15 protein-coding genes are annotated in these 20,603 nt (G+C 65.2%); 11 read left to right on the forward strand and 4 right to left on the reverse strand.

Annotation, left to right across the window (positions count from 1 at the left end; all coding sequences use genetic code 11):
* Positions 1-186: 186 nt before the first annotated feature.
* Positions 187-843, reverse strand: a complete 657-nt coding sequence (gene can / locus PP263_RS00305; RefSeq protein WP_308366393.1) for a carbonate dehydratase — start codon at positions 841-843, stop codon at positions 187-189.
* Between the two features lie 309 nt (positions 844-1,152).
* On the opposite strand from can, the gene PP263_RS00310 reads away from it, so the two are divergent.
* Both PP263_RS00310 and PP263_RS00315 read left to right on the forward strand, forming a co-directional pair.
* Positions 1,153-1,662 carry a GNAT family N-acetyltransferase gene (locus PP263_RS00310; RefSeq protein WP_308366394.1) on the forward strand — a complete coding sequence of 170 codons (510 nt, stop codon included), beginning with the start codon at positions 1,153-1,155 and terminating at the stop codon, positions 1,660-1,662.
* A 119-nt stretch (positions 1,663-1,781) separates the two neighbouring features.
* Positions 1,782-2,513 (forward strand): 4'-phosphopantetheinyl transferase superfamily protein, encoded by a 732-nt coding sequence (locus PP263_RS00315; RefSeq protein WP_308366395.1) that lies wholly within the window; start codon positions 1,782-1,784, stop codon positions 2,511-2,513.
* Here PP263_RS00315 and PP263_RS00320 read toward each other — a convergent pair.
* Positions 2,405-3,163: an alpha/beta fold hydrolase gene (locus PP263_RS00320; RefSeq protein WP_308366396.1), complete on the reverse strand. Its 759-nt coding sequence runs from the start codon at positions 3,161-3,163 to the stop codon at positions 2,405-2,407. The genes PP263_RS00315 and PP263_RS00320 overlap by 109 nt on opposite strands.
* An 86-nt stretch (positions 3,164-3,249) precedes the next feature.
* On the opposite strand from PP263_RS00320, the gene PP263_RS00325 reads away from it, so the two are divergent.
* The 6 genes from PP263_RS00325 to PP263_RS00350 all read left to right on the forward strand — a co-directional run bounded on the left by PP263_RS00325 (position 3,250) and on the right by PP263_RS00350 (position 10,705).
* The gene (locus PP263_RS00325) at positions 3,250-5,532 is read left to right on the forward strand and encodes a TonB-dependent siderophore receptor (RefSeq protein WP_308366397.1); all 2,283 of its coding nucleotides are present in this window, start codon (positions 3,250-3,252) and stop codon (positions 5,530-5,532) included.
* A 215-nt stretch (positions 5,533-5,747) separates the two neighbouring features.
* Entirely contained in the window at positions 5,748-6,557 is an 810-nt protein-coding gene (locus tag PP263_RS00330; RefSeq protein ID WP_308366398.1) for an ABC transporter ATP-binding protein, read from the forward strand.
* Positions 6,554-7,567 (forward strand): iron ABC transporter permease, encoded by a 1,014-nt coding sequence (locus tag PP263_RS00335; protein WP_308366399.1) that lies wholly within the window; start codon positions 6,554-6,556, stop codon positions 7,565-7,567. Before PP263_RS00330 ends, PP263_RS00335 begins: the two co-directional genes overlap by 4 nt.
* Positions 7,564-8,622 carry an iron ABC transporter permease gene (locus PP263_RS00340; protein ID WP_308366400.1) on the forward strand — a complete coding sequence of 353 codons (1,059 nt, stop codon included), beginning with the start codon at positions 7,564-7,566 and terminating at the stop codon, positions 8,620-8,622. The genes PP263_RS00335 and PP263_RS00340 overlap by 4 nt, the downstream gene beginning before the upstream one ends.
* A 34-nt stretch (positions 8,623-8,656) precedes the next feature.
* Positions 8,657-9,610 (forward strand): ABC transporter substrate-binding protein, encoded by a 954-nt coding sequence (locus PP263_RS00345; RefSeq protein WP_308366401.1) that lies wholly within the window; start codon positions 8,657-8,659, stop codon positions 9,608-9,610.
* 243 nt (positions 9,611-9,853) lie between these two features.
* Positions 9,854-10,705, forward strand: coding sequence for a GNAT family N-acetyltransferase (locus tag PP263_RS00350; protein WP_308366402.1), 852 nt, complete (start codon positions 9,854-9,856; stop codon positions 10,703-10,705).
* Between the two features lie 153 nt (positions 10,706-10,858).
* Here PP263_RS00350 and PP263_RS00355 read toward each other — a convergent pair whose 3' ends face one another.
* Together PP263_RS00355 and PP263_RS00360 are read right to left on the reverse strand one after the other, a co-directional pair.
* Positions 10,859-12,298, reverse strand: a complete 1,440-nt coding sequence (locus PP263_RS00355) for a diaminobutyrate--2-oxoglutarate transaminase (RefSeq protein WP_308366403.1) — start codon at positions 12,296-12,298, stop codon at positions 10,859-10,861.
* Positions 12,299-12,320: 22 nt separating this feature from the next.
* Positions 12,321-12,530, reverse strand: coding sequence for an MbtH family NRPS accessory protein (locus tag PP263_RS00360; RefSeq protein WP_308366404.1), 210 nt, complete (start codon positions 12,528-12,530; stop codon positions 12,321-12,323).
* 210 nt (positions 12,531-12,740) lie between these two features.
* Between PP263_RS00360 and PP263_RS00365 the strand changes: the two genes are divergently transcribed.
* From PP263_RS00365 to PP263_RS00375, 3 genes are read left to right on the forward strand one after another with little or no spacing between them, the layout of a single operon-like run.
* Positions 12,741-13,736, forward strand: coding sequence for a TauD/TfdA family dioxygenase (locus PP263_RS00365; RefSeq protein ID WP_308366405.1), 996 nt, complete (start codon positions 12,741-12,743; stop codon positions 13,734-13,736).
* 40 nt (positions 13,737-13,776) lie between these two features.
* Positions 13,777-15,810 carry an AMP-binding protein gene (locus PP263_RS00370; protein WP_308366406.1) on the forward strand — a complete coding sequence of 678 codons (2,034 nt, stop codon included), beginning with the start codon at positions 13,777-13,779 and terminating at the stop codon, positions 15,808-15,810.
* Positions 15,807-20,414: a non-ribosomal peptide synthetase gene (locus PP263_RS00375; protein ID WP_308366407.1), complete on the forward strand. Its 4,608-nt coding sequence runs from the start codon at positions 15,807-15,809 to the stop codon at positions 20,412-20,414. The genes PP263_RS00370 and PP263_RS00375 overlap by 4 nt, the downstream gene beginning before the upstream one ends.
* Positions 20,415-20,603 lie beyond the last annotated feature (189 nt).

The following is a 20,603-nucleotide window of genomic DNA, read 5'->3' on the forward strand; positions in this document are numbered from 1 at the left end:
CCCGTCCTGGAGAGCCGATGAGTAGTTTGTGAACCTAAGGCCCGCGATAAAAAAATCTGGCAGAGCCAGATTACCAATAAATCGGCCGGACATATTAGGAAAAATAAGCGAAAAAATCCTCCGGAGGACGTCGCAATAGGTGTTGCGCCTGTGCCTGGCGGCATTCTCCTGGCTCTCGATGCGGCTCTATTCGCTGTCGCGCTGGGCGATATTGGTCAGTGCGCTGTGGTAGATCTCGGCGATTTCACCGGGGTGGGTGATGGAGATGCCCAGGTCGTGCACCAGGCCGTCCGTGAGGCCGTAGACCCAGCCGTTGACCGAGAGCGGCTGTTTGGCCTTCCAGGCGTCGCGCACGATGGTGGTCTGGCACACGTGGATCACTTGCTCCAGCACGTTGAGTTCGCACAGCAGGTCCATCCGTTCCTTCTGCTGGAAGAGATCGATCAGGGTGTGGTGCTTGTCCCGTACGTCCTGGATATGGCGAAGCCAGTTGTCGATCAGCCCCAGTTGCTGGTTATCCAGCGCCGCCTGCACGCCGCCGCAGCCGTAGTGGCCGCAGACGATAATGTGCTTGACCTTGAGAATCTCAACCGCGTATTGCACAACCGAGAGGCAGTTGAGGTCCGTGTGCACCACCACGTTGGCCACGTTGCGGTGCACGAAGAGTTCGCCGGGCAGAAGACCGACGATCTCATTGGCGGGCACGCGGCTGTCGGCGCAGCCGATCCACAGGTATTCCGGCGATTGCTGTTTCGACAGTTTGAGGAAGAAATCCGGTTTTTCCTGCCGGGTGGCGAGCGACCACTGCAAATTGTTCTCGATCAGGTGCTTGAGCGGGCGCAACGCGGTTCCCCAACAATGACTGGCTATTCACTAGTGCGGCAGGATAGCCATTTTGTGGTCCCCGGCCAAGCGAATCCGTCCCGGTTTTGTTAATCTGCCACGAACAAACAAGGGAGGGTTGATCGATGGCAAGGAGACAGAGCCGTTTTCACCGACACCGCCGCCGCCTTTACCGGGCGGGTCCGCTGTCCCGGTTTCGGAAGCGGGTGCGCTGGTTGTTGGCACAGCGGGCGCGGGTGAGCAGTTACCGGCGGTTTTTTCCGGGGAGAAGCGATGCAATGGCGGGATGTGGAGAGCGGGAGAACAACAATGAGTGAAGTGGCGGCGCGGGTGCAGGTGGTGATGGCGGACTATCGCGACTCCCGACAGGGGGAGGATATCCTGGCACTGATGGACGAATACGCCCGGGACCCTTTTGGCGGCGGTGAGCCCCTGTCCGAGTTTTGCCGCGAGCATCTGCTGGAGCGGTTGGCGGAATTCCCCGGCGCTTTCAGTGTGCTCGCCTATGACGGTGATGGCGACGATGACCGGGCGCTGGGCCTGGTGAACTGCTTTATGGGATTTTCCACCTTTACCTGCCGGCCACTGGTGAATATTCACGATGTGGTGGTAAGTGCCGCGGCGCGGGGAGCGGGAGTGTGCACCGCGATGCTGGATTTTGTCGCCCGCGAGGCGAAGAACCGCGGCTGCTGCAAGCTGACCCTGGAGGTGTTGGAGAAAAACCTGCCCGCGCAGACCGCATACCGGAGGTCCGGCTTCAAGCCCTACGCGCTGGATGAGGCGTTGGGCACGGCGCAGTTCTGGCAGCGGTATTTGTAGGCCAGCTCGCAGTCGTAGGGTGCGCCGTGCGCACCGGTTCGGAGCTGTGTGATCCCAAGCGCTCCCCGGTGCCCGCGGCGCACCCTACGTTGGGAAACGAATTGTAAAGGTTTTCATTTGTGCTCGATGTCTGGTTTACCCGCGAATTCCCCGACCTTCCACCCTGCCTGAGCCGCGAGGAGCGCGAGCGCAGCGAGCGGTTCCTGCGGGAGGTGGATCGGCGCACCTTTGTGCAGGCGCACACTTTCAAGCGGCTGCTGATCAGCCATTACGATTCCACCACCGCTCCAGGGGACTGGCGCTTTGCCCACTCGGCGCACGGAAAACCCAGCCTGGAGCCCGCCCACAGGTACCAGTTCAACCTCAGTCACAGCGGGCCCTGCCTGGCGGTGGCTCTAGCGGATTTTCCGGTGGGTGTGGATATCGAGCGGCAGCGGGAGCTGAATGACGGCGAAGCCCTGGCCGCGGAGGTTTTTCACCCGCAGGAGCGGGAGTGGCTGGCGGGGAAGGGCTGCTTTTACACCGCCTTTTTTCGCCTGTGGACGGTGAAGGAGGCCATCCTCAAGGCGCTGGGGACCGGGTTTTCCACTCCCCCGGCCAGTTTCTGTTGCGAGATATTGTCGGACGAATCCGCGTCCGCCACAGTGAATGGAAGCCGCTGGCACTGCTGGAGCCGCCAGGGGGGCGACTTTCACCTGAGCGTTGCCGCTCCGCTAGAGCCCCATTGCGGCGTGCGCTATTTTCAAGTGCACGGCGAGCCGACGGTCTCCCCGGTTTCCGCCGCCGAAACCTCCGATCCATCGGTGAGTAGCCTGTTGAGGTATTCCAGTACTGCGGACTGGTGCTCCTGAATATAGAAGTGTCCCCCTGCGAAAAATTCCAGGCTGAAGGTGCTGCGGGTGTGGGTGCTCCAGGCCCGCATATTTTCCACCGAAGTGCCGCTGTCCTCCCGGCCCGCCAGCGCGTGGATCGGGCAGTCCAGCGGCAGCCCCGGCCGGAAGCGGTAGTTTTCGTAGAGACGGAGATCGGCGCGCAGCACCGGCAGCAGCAGTTCCAGCATTTCCGGCATTTGCAGCGCGGCCTCGGGAGTGCCCCCGAGTTCGCGGAGAAATTCAATCACGTCTCTGTCCGGCGCGTCGTGCAGGCGGCGGGGAGGGACGGGGAGTTCCGGCGAGCGGCGCGCGGAAACAATCAGCGCCCGAGCCGGCGGATGGCCCAGCTCCCGGAGCTGGCACGCGGTTTCAAACGCGATAACGGCGCCGAGGCTGTGCCCAAAAAGCGCATAGTGCGAAGCGCCCTGAGCGCGCACCCGCCGGGCCATCTCCGCCGCCAGCCCATCCACCGTCGTCGCGAAGGGATCGCCAAACCGGGTGCCGCGGCCGGGATATTCCAGCGGAATCAGTTCGATTCCCCCACCGAGCAATGTTCGCCAGGGACGGTACATGGCGGAGGATGCGCCGGCGCAGGGGAAACAAAAGAGAGTCAGGGGGGAAGGAGTCATTTCTTAATGATAAGTATTATCATTAAGCGGATCAAATGGTAGAATTTCGCACCTCAGAAAAAGAACAGAATAAGGAGCCAGGTGCTATGGGTCATACGAACAGGAACTGGCGGCTGATTGGGGGTGGAACCCGGATGCTTTGCGCCGGTATCGCCATGGCGGCCCAGTTGCCGGCTCTCGCTGCGGAAGCCGAGGAATCCTCCGAAAGAATAGAGACGGTGGCGGTGTACGGCACCGATATGAGCAACTACGTGTTCGACAAATCCGAAGCCGCCACCGGTTTCGATGCGGACACCGACGAACTGCCGCGCTCGGTGCAGGTGATCCCGGAACAGGTGATCCTGGACCAGAACGCCAGGACCCTGAGCGACGTGCTGCGCAACGTCGCCGGTGTAACCCGCGCCCACGGCTTCGGCGGCGCGGAGGACGAGTTCCTGATTCGCGGCATCGCCAACAACCACCTGTTCGTGGACGGCAACCCGGTCAGCGCCCGCTACCAGATCGACGTCTCCAACATCGCGCAGGTGGAAGTGGTCAAGGGTCCCGCCTCCATTCTCCACGGCCAGGTCAGCCCCGGCGGTATTATCAATGTGGTCACCAAAAAACCCCGGGCCCAGGACGCCACTTCCCTGCAGCTCGATATGGACGAGCACGGCGGCCGGGAACTGACGCTGGACAGCAGCGGCCGGCTCGGCTCCGACAGGCTTCTCTACAGAACCGTGGTCGCGGTTGAGGACTCGGAGACCTTTCGCGAAGTCGATACCACCGACGGCACCGAAGCGACCGGTATTGAGCGGCTGAGCATTTCCCCGTCGCTCACCTGGATGCCCACGGAGCGGGACGAAGTCACCTTCCGGATCAGCCTGAACGACCAGGAAGTGCCCATCGACCGCGGCACTGTCGCGGTGGAAAGCGAAAACGGCGAGCTGGAAATCGCCGATATCCCGCGGGAGCGGCGCCTGGGCAGCGAATTCGATATCCGCGACAGCCGTGACCTGTTGGTGCAGATGGATTACGACCACTACTTCAATAACGGCTGGACCAACCGCTTCAAGATCGGTGCCTTCGAGAAAAAATTCGACGACTACCAGGCCCGCCCGGCGGCGGGACTGAACCCCGGGCTGACCACCCGCGCGGTGCAGAAAAGCAACGGCCGGCTGGCGCGCACCCACGACGCCAACCTGGACGTTACCGAAAAGGATTTCTTTGTCTCCAACAGTCTCAGCGGCACCTTTGAACTCGGCGGTGTGGACAACAATCTCTACGTGGGCGCCAACTACTATCGCCGCGGTGTCGACCACACCGACGGCCTCGCGCTGACCGGAGCCGGCATCCCCGGCATTTACACCTACGCCGTGGACATCATCGATATCTATGCGGATGAGCAGCCCGCGCTGGCGGCGCCGAAAACCCAGACGGAAATCAGCCGCAACGACGAAGTGACTCACGAGGCGGGCCTGTCGGTACAAAACCTGGCGCAGCTCACCGAGCGCCTCAACCTGCTCGCCGGCCTGCGCTACGACTACTTCGAGCGCGAGGCCGAGCAGACCGCCTACTACACCGCGCTGAGCGCCGTCGCTTTCGTGGAAAATGCGGCGCCGGAAAAACGCGAGGAATCCGACCACAACCACAATCTCAGCGGCCAGCTCGGTGTCCTCTACGAAGTGATACCGGGCGTATCCACCTACGGCGCCTACAGCGAATCCTTCCAGCCCAACTACACCGACATCACCGCCGGCGTGACCTCTCCGGATAACCTCGATCCGGAAAAGGCCAGGCAGGTGGAGCTGGGCGTCAAGAGCCAGTTGTTCGACGACCGCGTGCGCCTGTCACTGGCCTGGTACGACCTCAACCGGCGCAACGTGGCCAAGGCGGAGAACCTGCAGTTGCGCCTGAATGGTGAGGAGGACAGCCGCGGTCTGGAACTGGAGGGCTCGGTGCAGGTCGTCGACGGTATGAACCTGATCTTCAGCTACGCCCGCGTGGATGCCGAAATCGTCGACGACGGCGAAGAGAGCCGGGGCAACGAGGGCAACACCCCCTACGGCGTCCCGGAGGATTCCGCGCGGCTGTGGAGCACCTATGAATTTGTCGACGGCCGCCTGCGCGGCCTCGGCCTGGGTGCCGGCGCGGTCTATACCGGCAGCCGCCAGGGGGACGACGCCAACACCTGGAAGCTGCCCTCCTACACGGTTTTCGACCTGGCCGCGTGGTACTACCTGCCGGTTTCGAGTGACTCGAAGGTCAAGCTGCAGGCGGGGATCAAGAACGTCACCGACAAGGAATACTACCCGGCGAACCTCAACGCTTTCCGCATCAATGTCGGCGAGCCGAGGACGGTATATGCCAGCGTGCGCTATGAGCTGTAAAAGTTGATTTGCGGGATGGCACTGAACGGAGGAAATACTTTGTAGGAGCGGCGGGGCGGCCATGGGCCGCTCCTACAGGGTGGGTCATCCGTTCCATATCCATCCGGAATCTCGATTCAGTCCCACTCAGTCCCACCCCTGTGGTATAACCTGTCGCTGGAAAAAGCTGCGCCACCTTCGGGTGGCGCGGCAGTTTTATCAGGGGAGCCAGCCAGTTGCTAAACGCCAGAGGCATCAGTGTCCGCTTCGGAACCCAGCGCGTACTCGACGGCATCGACCTGTCGATACCCGCCGGCCGTTTCTCCGCGCTGGTCGGCGCCAACGGCAGTGGCAAGACAACCCTGCTCAACGTGCTGGCGCAACTGGTGAAGCCCGACAGCGGCAACGTCTCCCTCGGCACTGACCCACTCACCGGCCTCTCCCGCCGGGATATCGCCCGCCGCATCGGCCTGCTGCCGCAGATTACCGGCACTCCCGTGGGCCTCACCGCCGGGGAACTGGTGATGCAGGGGCGCTACCCCTGGCAGAACTGGTGGCGGCAGTGGTCGGACGAAGACCAGCGGGCGGTGGATGCCGCCGTGGCCCTGACCGATATCGAACACCTGCTGCAACGGCCCCTGACGGAACTCTCCGGCGGTCAGCGCCAGCGCTGCTGGATCGCCATGACCCTGGCCCAGGACACCCCGGTGCTGCTGCTGGACGAACCCACCACCTACCTGGATATCGCCCACCAGGTGGAGCTGCTGCAACTGGCGGCTGATCTCGCCGCCCGCGGCAAAACGGTGGTGGCGGTGCTGCACGACCTGAACCAGGCCGCCTGCTACGCCGACCACCTGATCATGCTCCGGGGCGGCGGCATCCACGCCGAGGGCGAACCGGCCGCGGTTTTCACCGCCGACAACCTGGAAGCCGTGTTCGGCTTCAGGGCGCATATCATCCGCGACCCGCACTCCGGCAACCCCCTCTGCGTCCCGCGCACGGAGTCCGCCGAACTGGAACTGGTGTCGCGGGAGGCCAGCCTGTGAGCGACGCGGCCGGGCTGTCGCCGGCGCGCCGGCCCGGGCTGTCGTTCGCCGGCCTGGGCCTGCTCGGCCTAGTGCTGCTGTTTACCGCCTTCCTGCACCTGGGGCTCGGGGCCAAGGCCCTGGACTGGGCCACCACCTGGCAAGCCCTGTTCCAATACGACCCAACCGACCTCGACCACGCCGTGGTGCGCGACAGCCGCCTGGCGCGGCTGCTGGTGGCCGTGGTGGTGGGGGCGGTGCTGGCGGTGGCCGGTGTGCTGATCCAGGCGATCACCGACAACCCCCTGGCGGACCCCGGCATACTCGGCATCAACGGCGGCGCCGCCTTTTTTGTGGTGGCGGGCCTGCTGATGGTGCCCGGAACCGATTTCGCCTATCTCCCCTGGTACGCCTTCTTGGGCGCGGTCTCCGCCGCGGTGATAGTGGCGCTGCTGGGCGGCCGCGCCCACAACCCGGTGCGGCTCACCCTCGCCGGGGCCGCGGTGGCCGCGCTCTTCTCGGCGATGACCGCCACCGTCCTGCTGCTGGACCAGCAGGGACTCGACAAGCTGCGCCACTGGCTCACCGGCGCCATCGGCGCCGCTGACGTAAGCAAACTCCTGCAGGTAACCCCCTACCTGGTGATCGGCCTGCTGCTGGCTCTGTCCCAGGTGCGCTCGCTGGACGCCCACCGCCTGGGAGCGCGGGCTGCCGCCGGGCTGGGGGTCAATATCCTGCGGCTGAAAGTGGTGGGGCTGGCGGCGGTGGTACTGCTGTCCGGCAGTGTGGTGGCCGTGGCCGGCCCCATCGGCTTCGTGGGGCTGGTGGTGCCCCACGCGGTGCGCCTGGTGGTGAATGCCGACTACCGATGGATACTCGGTTACTCGGTAATTGTGGGGGCCCTGCTGGTGGTACTGGCCGACCTGCTGGCCCGGGTTGTGGTGCGGCCCTACGAGATCAACACCGGCATAGTCACCGCGATGATCGGCGGGCCCCTATTTATCGCCCTGGTGATTCGGAGGGTGAAATGAAGTGGGCGGCCCCGGCGGCGCTGCGCCTCGGGGAATTTTCCCTGCGCTTCCGTCCCCTGGACCTGGGCTGGATTTTGTTGACGACCTTGGGGCTCTTCGCCGCTGTGTTGGCCGCTGCGACCTTGGGCAGTTTTCCCCTGGGATGGCAGCAGGTCTGGGCAGGCCTGTGGCAGCCGTCCGGTTCCGGTGAAGGTGCGATGGCACACCAGGTGCTCTGGCAGCTGCGCATGCCGCGTATCCTCGCCGCCATGCTGGTGGGGGCCTGCCTTTCCCTGGCCGGCGTGATACTGCAGTCGCTCACCCGCAACGCCCTGGCGGCCCCCGGCCTGATCGGCGTGGAGGCCGGCGGCAGTGTCACCATGCTGATGTCCCTGGTGCTGTTTCCCGGGCTGGTGCCCGTCTATCTACTGCCGCTGACCGCACTGGCCGGTGGCCTCGTGGTGGCGGTGTTCATCCTGATGCTGGCCCTGCGGGGGGATTTCTCGCCGTTGCGTCTCATCCTGGTGGGAATAGGTACGACCGCCATGTTGCAGGCCGTTTCCGAGTTGCTGCTCACCTACGGGGATATCGACCGGGTGGAGTCGGCGTTGATGTGGCTCGGGGGGAGCCTGCACAAGGTCACCTGGACCGAGGTACAGGTGCTGGCGCTTTGGTTCCTGCTGGCAGGGGTGCCGGCGATGTTCGCCTTCCGCCAGCTCAACCTGTTGCAACTGGGGCCGGCGGTGGCCTCCAGCCGCGGCCTCTCCCAGCGCCGCACTTTGGCTGTTCTGCTGTTGGCCAGCGTGATGCTCACCTCCAGCGCTGTGGCCACCGCGGGTACCATGGTGTTCGTGGGCCTGATCGGGCCGCACTTGGCTCGGCAGTGCTGCGGGGACCGCCACGGCATACTGCTGCCGCTGGCTGCGCTCAGCGGCGCGCTGCTGGTGCTGATCGGGGATACCCTGGGGCGCTGGGTATTTGCGCCGCTGCAATTGCCCGCGGGGCTGGTGGTCGCGATAGTGGGCGCCCCCTATTTTATTTTTCTGATAGCCCGCCGCCGGGAATTTGCGAACTGAATAAGAAGAACTGGATAAGAAGTAGGAGAAAGCAATGTCCTGGAGTAAAACCCTGTTGCTGCTGCTGGTAATGGCCTTTGGCGTCGTTGCCCAGGCGGCGGAGACCCGTGTGTTCAAAAATCGTTTCGGCGAAGTGAAAGTGCCGAAAAACCCCCGCTGCGTGGTCTCGCTGCACGACTTCAGTCTCACCGTGCAGCTGATGGAACTGGGCGTCAAACCCTGCGGCTCCACCGGCCGCAAAAAGCTGATGTCCGAGCCGTTGTTCCGCGGTGTCGAGCACCGCTTCGACGTCTCCGGTATTCAGTACGTGGGCGGCCACAAGTCGCCGGACCTGGAGGCTATAGCCGCACTCAAGCCGGACCTGATTCTCGGCCTTTCCTACCATCGGGAACTGAAGCCGATACTCTCGGCCATAGCGCCGGTGGTGATACTCCCGGTACAGGAAGAGGGCATCAAGAAATACGCCGGGCAACTGGCCGACCTGGTCGGCCGCCGGGGCAGCTACCAGGACCAGCTCAAACAGTACCGCTGGATGCTGGAAGAATTCCGCCGCCTGGTGCCAAACCCTGATTCCATCACTGTAACCACCCTGGAAATCTACGAAGACAATTTTCAACTGATCGGCCGCGGCGGTATAGACGAAGCCATCCGCGACCTGGGCCTGGGCCACCCCAAGGCGTACAAAAAGGCCCGCTTCCACGTTCCCTACAGCCTGGAGCGGGTGGGGGATTTCGATGCGGACTTTATCATCGACACCTACGAACCCCTGCTCAACACCCGGCAGCAGACCGCATCTTTCCGCGAATCCGCCCAATGGCGTCAACTCTTCGCCGTCCGCCACGGCCAGTTCCTCTATTTCAACCGCAGCCGATACGGCGAATCCATGGGCGGACTGCTGGGCACCGCCTCGCTGCTGTTCTCCCATATTGCCGAGCGGGACAGGGTTTCCCGGGCCGAGGAGATTCGGGCGAAGGCCAAAACCAACTGAGCCAGGCCTGCTCGCAGGCGAACCCTGGGAACGCCGAGCTCCAGCTCGGCAACGGGCCGCAGGCCCGTGCTGGGCAAACGTTGAGTTTGGTTTTAACAATGCTGTCTGCAGCGATTGAATCTTACGAGTCGATCCAAGAAAAGTCTCCTTCTTAAACCAGCCGGTCATAATGGAGAAAATCGTGACACAAGCCGTCTAGGAGTTCTGGTTAGTATGACTGGCCCATTCGGAATCTGGAAAGCTATGCAAAACAAAAACTACTCCATCAAAACCGCAACCCGAAAGGAAGTAGATATCGCGGTATCCTGGGCCGCGGCAGAAGGCTGGAATCCCGGCATATACGACGCAGATTGCTATTGCACCGCCGATCCTCAGGGTTTCCTTATCGGCTATCTCGGTGAAGAGCCTATCGCTACGATATCCGTAGTGAAATACAGCGATACTTTTGGTTTTCTCGGTTTCTATATTGTCAAACCCGAGTATCGGGGACATGGATACGGCCTCCAGATCTGGAATGCAGGTTTACAGTATCTGCAGGGGTGCAATGTCGGCCTGGATGGGGTCGTTGCGCAGCAGGACAGCTACAAAAAGTCCGGTTTCAAGCTCGCTTTTCGCAATCGTCGCTATGAAGGGGTTGGTGGTGGAGATTTCCCGACAAACGCTGAAATCGTAAAGTTGTCATCCCTGCCCTTTGAAACCATCGCTGCTTATGACCGCCCCTTCTTCCCCGCAGACCGTTCGCATTTTATCAAGGCCTGGATTGAGCAACCTGAATGTACTGCTCTCGGGATCAGGCATGAGGGAAAGCTTGCAGGTTACGGCGTGCTCCGCAAGTGCCGCTCCGGGTATAAAATCGGTCCGCTTTTTGCGGACAGTCCGGAACTGGCTGAATCACTGTTTCTGGCGCTGAGATCCGCAGTTCAGCCCTCAGATTCCGTTTATCTCGACGTACCGGAAGTCAATCCAGCGGCTGTGGATTTGGCGAAGCGCTACAACATGAAGGTCGTATTCGAGACGGCGCGGATGTACAAGGGGCCGGAACCCGATATGCCGGTCAATCGGATTTTCGGTATTACTTCTTTTGAAGTCGGGTAGAGGTCAATGGCACTAAGATAAGCCGCTTCTCCTTGTAGGATGGGCAAAGGAGCGCAGCGACGTGCCCATCTTTCGGGCCTTGATGGGCACGCTACGCTTTGCCCATCCTACAAAAAAATTGCCTTAGCGACCCTTAACTTAGTACCGGGCAGTCTACGCCGCCCCGGAAAAATCCGCACAGCCTGCTACTTCGGCAACAGCCTCCGCAAACTGCTCGACAACAACATCCATCTCATCGGCCCGAATAATCAAAGGCGGCAGGAAGCGCAGCGTCGCCGAATGGCGTCCGCCCACTTCCAGGATCAAGCCCCGTTGCAGGCAGGCGCGCTGCAGCGCGCGGGCGCGGTTGCCATCGAGAGGCCGGTTGCCCAGGGCATCGGGCTCGCTCTCCGGGTCCACTATCTCCACGCCCTGCATTAATCCAAGCCCGCGCACCTCGCCGATCAGCGGGTTATCAAGATTGGCCAGTGCCCTGTGCAGGCGGTTTCCCACGGATTCCGCCTGTGCGTCCAGTTGCTCGCTGCGCAGGGTTTCCATCACCGCGGTGCCGGCGGCCATGGCCAGTTGGTTGCCGCGGAAGGTGCCGGCGTGGGCGCCGGGCTCCCAGGTGTCCAGGGCCTCATCGTAGACCAGCACGGAGAGCGGCAGGCCGCCGCCGATGGCCTTGGAGAGGACGATAGCGTCCGGCTCTATGCCGGCGTGCTCGAAGGCGAAGGGCCTGCCGGTGCGCCCCATGCCCGCCTGCACCTCGTCCAGGATCAGTACTATGCCGTGGCGTCGGGTCAGCTCCCGCAGGCCGCGCAGCCAGCGGGGTGGGGCGGGCAGGGCGCCGGCTTCTCCCTGCACGGCTTCCACGATCACCGCCGCCGGTTTCAGCACGCCGGATTCCGGATCGGTGAGCAGGGTGTCCAGCAGTTGCAGGTTGGCGTCGATGCCGGCCTCGCCGCCCAGGCCCAGGGGGCAGCGCTTCAGCTGCGGAAAGGGCAGGAACTGCACCCCGGGCAACAGCGACCCCAGGGGCTGCTTGGGCGCCAGGTTGCCCATCAGGCTGAGAGTGCCCTGGGTCATGCCGTGATAGGCGCCGCTGAAAGCGACCACCGTCTGCCGGCCGGTGGCGGTTTTCGCCAGCTTGATCGCCGCCTCCACCGCGTCGGCGCCGGAGGTGCCGCAAAACTGGATCTTCGCGCGCCCGGCGATGGTGCCGGGCAGCAGATCGAACAGGGTGGAGACGAAGCGGTCCTTAAGCGGCGTGGCGAGATCCAGGGTCTGCAGTGGCAGACCGTCCGCCAGGGCCTTTTGGATGGCATTGGTGGTGGCCGGGTGGTGGTGACCCAGGGCCAGGGTGCCGGCGGCCGCCAGGCAATCGATATACAGTTGCCCGGCGGTGTCGCGCAGGTAGATGCCGCGGCCCTCGGCGAGGGCCAGCGGCAGGCGCCGCGGGTAGCTGCGGGCATTGGATTCCCGCTGCGCCTGGCGCTCGAGGATTTCATTGCCGTCCAATTGGCGAAGCGGCTGGCCGGCAAAGCTGGCCAGGTCAAAGCCGGGCAGCCCGGCGGAGTCCGGGGTCGGCTGCCCCGACACGATAGCGTCCATGAATGGCGTTCCCTCGCTGTGATCAATGTTCCCTGGTCATGGCCTCGCGCAGGCTCTTGGGGCGCATGTCTCTCCACACTTCCTCGATAAAGATTAGACACTCTTCCTTGGTGCCGCTCTTGCCGGCTTCGCGCCAGCCGTCCGGCACTGGTTTGTAATCCGGCCAGATGGAGTACTGCTCTTCCTCGTTGATCACCACGGTGAACCGGGTATCCGGGTCGTCCATGCTCATGGATTTATCTCCTCATTCGTTTTGTTTTGGGGCGTGGCGCACTTTGTGCCACAGCGGAGGCCCTGTCCCAACCTCGAACCCTGAGTTTTAAGAAGGAATTCACATTAGAAGATAAACGCGAACGATTATCAATTGTAATTTGGCTGTCCCTTCTGTAAATTCACTGCGTCGCCGGGGTATGGAATAACCGAACACACATTGAGGAGCCGCATGACCAGCGTGACAACAGGAGCGCTCTCCACGGCAGGGGAGCAGGGCAGGGATTCGAGCGGGGGAGAATTGCCCCTGGTGCTGACCCCGACGGAACCGGGGACAGACTGGCGAAGCTGTATCGAGGATATCCGCCTGCTGGTGGACAGACATCTCTACCGGACGGGCGGCCTGCTGCTGAGGGATTTCGCTTTCTCCGGCGAGGAGGACTTCGAGGCCTTCGCCCGTGCCTTCGGCCACGACCTGCTCAGCTACGATTACGCATCCACCCCCCGCACCCGGCTCAATAAGGGGGTCTACACCTCCACCGAATATCCCGCCCACCAGGTGATTCCGCTGCACAACGAGCAGTCCTACACCCTGCAGTGGCCAATGAAAATCTGGTTTCACAGTATCCGCGTGGCCGAGTCCGGCGGCGAGACGCCCATCGCCGACAGCCGGGAAGTGTACCGCCGCCTGGACGCCGGACTGCGCAGGCGCTTTGCCGACCGCGGCTTGATGTACGTGCGCAATTACGGCAACGGTCTCGACCTGCCCTGGCAGCAGGCCTTCAACACTGAAGAGCGCTCCGCGGTGGAGCGTTTCTGCCGCGCCAATCAAATCGATTTCGAATGGAAGCCCGACGGCGAACTGCGCACCCGGCAGCGCTGCCAGGCGGTCGCCGTGCACCCGGTCACCCGGGAGCCGGTATGGTTCAACCAGGCCCATCTTTTTCACCTTTCCAACCTGGCGCCCCAGGTGCGCGAAACCCTGCTGTCCGTGGTGGGCGAGGCGGAGTTGCCGCGCAATGTCTACTACGGCGACGGCGCTCCCATCGAGGAGACGGCCCTCGACGAAATCCGCGGAGTGCTCGACGACTGCCAGGTGGTTTTTCCCTGGCGGCAGGGCGACGTGATGATGCTCGACAACATGCTGGTGGCTCACGGGCGCAGTACCTATCGCGGGGAGCGCAAGGTGGTGGTCGCCATGGCGGAGCCCTGTCCGCAGCCGGAATAGCTCGGGCAAAAATCAAAAAACAATTCAGGAAAGCTACAGGATGCAGCGAAAAAATCCCTCCCGCGCGGAACACTGGGTAACCCAATTGCGCCAGAGCGCCGCGCAGCAACCCGACAGAGTGGTCTTCGAATTCCTTGCCGACGCCCGCGAAGTGAGCGAGCGGCTCACCTGCGGTGAGCTGGACCGCCGCGCCCGCGGATTGGCGTCGCGGTTACAGGCGCTGGCCGGCCCCGGCACCCGCGTGCTGATCCCCATGCCCAACGGCATCGACTATATCGTCGGCTTCTTCGCCGCGCTCTACGCGGGCATGATTGCGGTCACCGCCTACCGACCCCCGCACAAGCGGCGGGGCTGGCAGCGGATAGGGGCGATTGCCGGCGACTGTGAGGCCGGCCTGCTGCTCACCGACGGCGAGGGCCTGGAAGCGGTATCCGACTGGGCGCGCGAACAGTCGCTCTCCTGCCCGGTGGTGGCCGTCTCTCCCGAGGATGGCGAGTGGGTCGGGCACTGGCGCGAACCCGGGATCGAAGCCGGCGACATCGCCCTGCTGCAATACAGTTCCGGCTCCACCGGCACGCCCAAGGGCGTGGCGATCAGCCACGCCAACCTGCTGCACAATGTGGCGCTGATGCAACGGGAGATGGCCATCGCCCCGGAGGATATTTTCGTCTCCTGGCTGCCGCTGTTTCACGATATGGGATTGGTGGGCCAGATGCTCACCCCGCTGTTCAGCGGCTGCCGCACCCTGCTGACCCTGCCGCCGCTGGTGGTGCAGCAGCCGCTGCGCTGGCTGGAGCTGATGGCCCGCAGCGGCGCCACCGTGAGCGGCGGGCCCAATTTTATCTACGACCACTGCGTGGAGCGGATCGCCCCGGAGCAGGTGGCGGAACTCGACCTGTCGAACTGGCGCATCGCCTTCAACGGCGCCGAGCCGGTGCGTGCGGCCACCCTGGAACGCTTCGCGGAACACTTCGCCCCCGCCGGCCTGGTACCGGAGTCGCTGGCGCCCTGCTACGGGCTGGCCGAGGCCACCCTGATGGTCACCGGTACGTCCAGCGGCGGCTACAGCACCCTGACCGTCGACGAATCCGAACTGGCACGGGGACGGGTGTGCCCCGCCGACAGCGGTCGCACCCTGGTGAGTTCCGGCCGGCTCAACGGCGAGATGCAGGTGCGGATCGTTGAGCCGGCGGAGCAGAACCTGCTTCCCGAAGGGGAAGTGGGGGAGATCTGGGTGTGCGGTGCCAGCGTGGCCGGCAGCTACTGGCGTCAGAAAGAACTCAGTGCCGAGGCCCTGGGCGCGCGCCTCGAGGGCGAGGGGCCCTACCTGCGCACCGGCGACCTGGGCTTCCTGCACGACGGACGGCTCTTCGTCTGCGGCCGCATCAAGGAACTGATCCCGGTCCGCGGCCGCAACTACTACCCGCAGGATATCGAGGCCACCGCCCAGGCGGTGAGCCCGCACCTGATCGCCCACGGCGGCGCCGCCTTTGCCCTGGACACCGGGGAGGCTGAAGCCGCTGTGCTGGTGCAGGAAGTGGATCGCCGCGCCGCCGGCAAGTCCGGCGCCATGGACACGGTCGCGCTGATCCGCGACATCTGCGCGGCGGTGGCCGCGGAGCACGACCTCCAACTGCACGCCGTGGCGCTGATCGCACCGGCGTCCCTGCCGCGCACCACCAGCGGCAAAATCCAGCGCACCGCCGCGCGCCGCGCCTACTCCCTGGGCGAACTCAAGCTGGTCGAGCAGTGGAATGCGAAGGGTGACACCGGGGGCGAGGCCCCGGAGCTTCCGGCGGGGGACGCCGCCGGTATCGCCCGCTGGATCTGCCACTGGATCGCCGGCCAGACGAAGCGGCCGGTGGAGCGGATAACCCCGGACCTGGCGCTGGAGGCCAGCGGACTCGATTCCGTCGCCGGCATGACCCTGAATCACGAGCTGTCCACCCGCCTGGGGGTGCGCTTGGAGCCGGATATCCTCTGGCGCTACCCCACGGTGGAGGCGCTGGCCGGCTATCTGGCTTCTCCCGACGAGGCCCGGGAAGTCGAGACCTGGCAGGAGGGCGTGCTGTGACGGCCCGGACTCTGCTGCACGACTGCTGGTCCCGGGGCATCGCCCTCTCCGTTGACGGCGGCAATCTGGGCTTCCGCGCACCCCCGGGCGCCCTGGACGAAGCCCTGCGCGAGCGTCTTCGCGAAAACAAAGCGGAACTGCTGGCCGCCCTGCGGGAGGAGCCCGACTACTTCGACGCGCGGCCCCTGGGCGCCAACGAGCGTTCCCTCTGGTTCCTCAACCGCATGGCGCCGCAGAGCAGCGCCTACAACCTGGCCTTCGCCGCCCGCCTGCACGCAGATATCTCCACCGACGCAGTGGCATGGGCCTTCGCCGGACTGCAGAAACGCTACCCCATCCTGTGCAGCCCCTACGGTGAGCGGGACGGCGAGCCGGTGCAGTGGCTGGATGGAAAGAGGGCGCCGCGGCCGCTGGAGCTGGCGGGCCTCTCCGGCGGTGAACTCCGGGATCAACTGGCCCGGGAGGCAGACCGTCCCCTGGACCTGGCGGCGGGGCAGGCTTGCCGCGCCCTGCTGCTGGAGAGCGACAACGAGGAGACGGGTCTCCACCTGTTGCTGGTGGTGCACCATATCGCCGCCGATTTCGCCGCCTTCGAGATATTGCTGCGGGACTTTGCCGAACTGATTCTCGGCGGCGAGCCGGGTGAAGCGGACACCGGCGGCTACCGCGCCTGGATGGCGGAACAGGCCCGCGCGGTGCGCGAGCGGGGCGCTGACCACCTGGATTACTGGCGCCGCCAATTGAACGGCGTGCCCGGCCTGGAGCTGCCCCTGGACTTCCCGCGCCCGGCGGAACAGACCTTCGACGGCGAGGAGATCGGCTTTGCGCTGACCGCCGCGGACAGCCGCCAGTTGCGGGAGGCGGCGCGGCAGTTGGGCGTCACCCCCTATATCTACTGGCTGGCCCTGTTCCAGTGGTTCCTGGGGCGCCTGTCGGGCCAGCGGGCATTCACCATCGGCACACCCAGCGGCGGGCGCCTGGCGCCGGAACATCGGGAACTGGTGGGCTACCTGGTCAACCCCCTGGTGCTGGCCTGCCGCCCGGACGAAAGCCTTACCCTGACGGACTGGATGCGGCGGGTGCGGCGGCAGGTCAACGAGGCCCTGGAACACCAGCGCTACCCCTTCGCCACCCTGGTGGAAAAACTGCGGCCGGAGCGCGACGCGGGCCGCGCGCCCCTGTTCCAGCATATGTTCACCCTCAACCGGGAGCAGTCGCTGACTGTCGGCGAGCGGGTGATCGAGCAGCAACTGCTGGCGGAACAGCGCGGCGCAGCCCACGAACTCAACCTGGTGGTGGTGGACCGGGAGGACGGCTTCCTGGGCAAGTGGCGTTACAACCGCGCCCTCTACGCCCGGGCCACGGTGGCGCGGCTGCGGGACCTGTTCCTGGAACTGGTGCGCCGCTCGCCGGACTGGCTCGGACGGCGCCTGGCGGACCTCGAGTGGCCGCCGCGGGAAATGGCCGCGCGGCTGGCCGGGGAGGCCCGCAGCTGGCCCGATGCCAGCGCCCGGGGCGCCTTCGCCCGGCAGGTGCGGGAGCGGCCGCGGGCCGCGGCCATCCATTGCAATGGGCAATCGCTGAGTTACGGAGAACTGGCGGAGCGGGTCAACGGCTGCGCCACTGCCCTGAAAGAGCAGGGCCTGGGTGCCGGCGACCGCCTCGCCCTGTGTCTGCCCCGCGGCGCCGAATTGGTGACCGCGATGCTCGCCGGCTGGCAGCGGGGTGCCGCCTATGTGGCCCTGGACCCCCAGTGGCCGCCGTCGCGGCTGGCCTGGGGCTGCGAGGACGCCGCACCGCGGTTGGCGGTGGGCCTGGGCGAGCGGCCGGACTGGCTGCCAACCGCCACCGCCTGGCTGGATGCGAGTGCCGGCTGGCCGTCGCTGCCCGGTGCCCTGGCGGAGGATACAGACCCGCAGGCGCCGGCCTATCTGATCTACACCTCCGGCTCCACCGGCCGCCCCAAGGGTGTCGTGATCGGCCAGGGGGCACTGCAGCACTACGCCCAGGCGGTGGCGGAGCGCCTGGAACTGCCCGCAGGCGCCAGCCTCGCCAGCCTGGCCAGCACCGCCACCGACCTCGGCTACACCGCCCTGTTTGGCGCCCTGCTCACCGGGCGCAGCCTGCGGCTGCTGGACGAATCCCTGGCGTTCGACGCCGAGGAACTGGTCGCCCAGTTGGAGCGTGAGCCGGTGGACTGCCTGAAGCTGGTGCCCTCGCACCTCAAGGCACTGCTGGTGGCCTCGCGGCCGGCCCGGCTGCTGCCGCGGCTGTGCCTGGTGTGCGGCGGCGAAGCCCTGTCCCCGGAATTGGTGGAGCAGGTGCGGGCCCTGTCGCCGGGCCTGCGCATTCTCAACCACTACGGCCCCACCGAGGCCACCGTCGGCGCCATTGCCTGCGAAGTGGTGGACCCGCCGCCCCGGCAAATCCCCATCGGCCGCCCGCTGGCAAATGTGACCGCCAGCGTGCGCAACGCCGCCGGGCAACTGCTGCCCCGAGGTATTGCCGGCGAACTCTGCCTGGGCGGACCCACCCTGGCCCAGGGTTACCTGAACAGCCCCGAACTCACCGCGGCCGCCTTCGTCGAGCGGGATGGCGAGTGCGTCTACCGCACCGGCGACCGCGTGAAGATCGACGGGGAGGGGCAACTGCACTTCCTCGGCCGCATCGACCGCCAGGTGAAGATCCGCGGCTACCGGGTGGAGCCGGACGAGGTGGCCCGGTGCCTGCAGGCCCGGCCCCAGGTGCGCGACGCCGCGGTGGTCAACCGCCCGGACAGCCGCGGGCAGAACCGCCTGGTGGCCTACCTGGTGTGCGAAGAGGGCGAACTGGACGCAGTGCGGGAAGCGCTGGCGGCGGAGCTGCCCGACTATATGCTGCCCGCCGCCTGGGTACTGCTGCCGACGCTGCCTCTTAAAAACAACGGCAAGTTGGACGAGGCCGCGCTGCCGGAACCGGAAGCTCCCGCTCCGACGGCAACCGAAGGCGCCGGGGATACCGATATCGACGGCGCCGCGGCGACGCTGCTTGCCATCACCCGCGAACTGCTGGGCAACGACAGTATCGGCGCCGACGACAATTTCTTCGCCGTGGGGGGCGACTCCATTCTCAGCCTGCAGATTATCGCCCGCGCCAAGCAGCAGGGCCTGCACCTGACCCCTAAGATGATTTTCGAACACCAGACCGTGGCCGCCCTGGCCCGGGTGGTTGAGCGGACAGAAGATCCGGCGGTGCAATCCGGCGGCTCCGCGGCCCCGGATTCCGATTTCCCGCTGACCCCGATCCAGCACTGGTTCTTCGGATTGGAGCAGCCCGAGCCCGGCCACTGGAACCAGTCCCTGCTGCTGGATGTACCGCGCACCCTGGAAACCGACCGGTTACAGCGTGCCGTCGCGGCGCTGTTGCAGCGGCATCCGGTTCTTAGGGCGCGTTTCGAAAACGATAGTGGGCATTGGCGGCAGCGTTACCAACCCTGGGAATCGGATATGGCCGCGCGGGTCTTCGCGATCGACGGCGCAACCCCCGATCCGGCGCGCCTGGAATCCCACCAGCAGGGCTTTGCCCTGGACCGACCGCCGCTGATCAAGCTGGTTTATTTCCCCGCCGCCTGCCGCCTGCTGTGCACCGCCCACCACCTGATCGTCGACGCCGTGACCTGGCGCCAACTGCTGGGCGAGCTGGAGCAGCTGTATCTCGCGGACGAGGCGGGAGGGGAAGCGGAACTGTCATCGCCCACCGCCGGCTTCCACCAGTGGTCGCAGGCACTGGCGCAGCGCGCCGCACGGCCGGACCTGGAGGGGCAACTCGGTTATTGGCGGCAACAGCTGGAAGACCAGCCGCCGCTGCCCGAGGCCCCCAACCGCTACGCCGACAGCCGCACCTGCACCCTGAGCCTGGATGCCGAAACCACTGCGCAATTACTCGGGGGATGTCACGAGGCCTACAACACCAACGCCCAGGACCTGATGCTCGCCGCCCTGGCGCGGGCCGTCGGTCGATGGCTGAGCGTGGATCGGGTGGCGGTCGAGCTTGAAAACCACGGCCGCGCCCCCGGCGACTGGGCGCCGGACGTCAGCCGCTCCCCGGGCTGGTTTACCAGCCGCTATCCCCTGGCCCTGCCGGTAAAGGAATCCGACGAGGACGCGGTGATCGCGGTCAAGGAGGCGCTGCGCGCGGTTCCGGAATCCGGCCTCGGCTACGGCCTGCTGCGCTTCCTGCGCGGGGCGGAGCTGCCGCCCCCTGCGGGGCTGATCACCTTCAACTACCTGGGCCAATTCGACCAGTGGGGCGGGGAGTCACAGCTGTTCCGTATCGAGGAGTGGTCCTGTCCGGGTGCACGGGCAGAGGAAAACCTGCGCAGCCACTGGCTGGACGTCAACGCCCTGGTCCTGGACGGCCGACTGTGGGCGGAGTGGCGCTATGTGCCGGCGGTTCACGGGGACGAAGAAGTGCGCAACCTGGCCCGAACCTTTTTCTATGAACTCGCGGCCCTGGTACGCCACTGCGCCGACCCGGCGGCGGGGCGGGTCACCGCGTCCGACTTCCCCGAGGCGGGGCTGTCGGACGACGAACTCCAAGGGCTGCTGGAAACCCTGGAGTCCTGATGATGGGCACGCTGCGCTTTGCCCATCCTACGTGTCCCTTGTAGGAGCCTGCTTGCAGGCGAACGGCTACGGAGTTCTGCATTTTTCGCCTGCAAGCAGGCTCCTACATGTGGGAACTTTGTAGAGCCGTAGGATGGGCAAAGGAGCGCAGCGACGTGCCCATCAAAAAAGATTCTTTTCGAATTTGTA

The organism is Microbulbifer sp. TB1203 (assembly GCF_030997045.1).
GTDB lineage: Bacteria > Pseudomonadota > Gammaproteobacteria > Pseudomonadales > Cellvibrionaceae > Microbulbifer.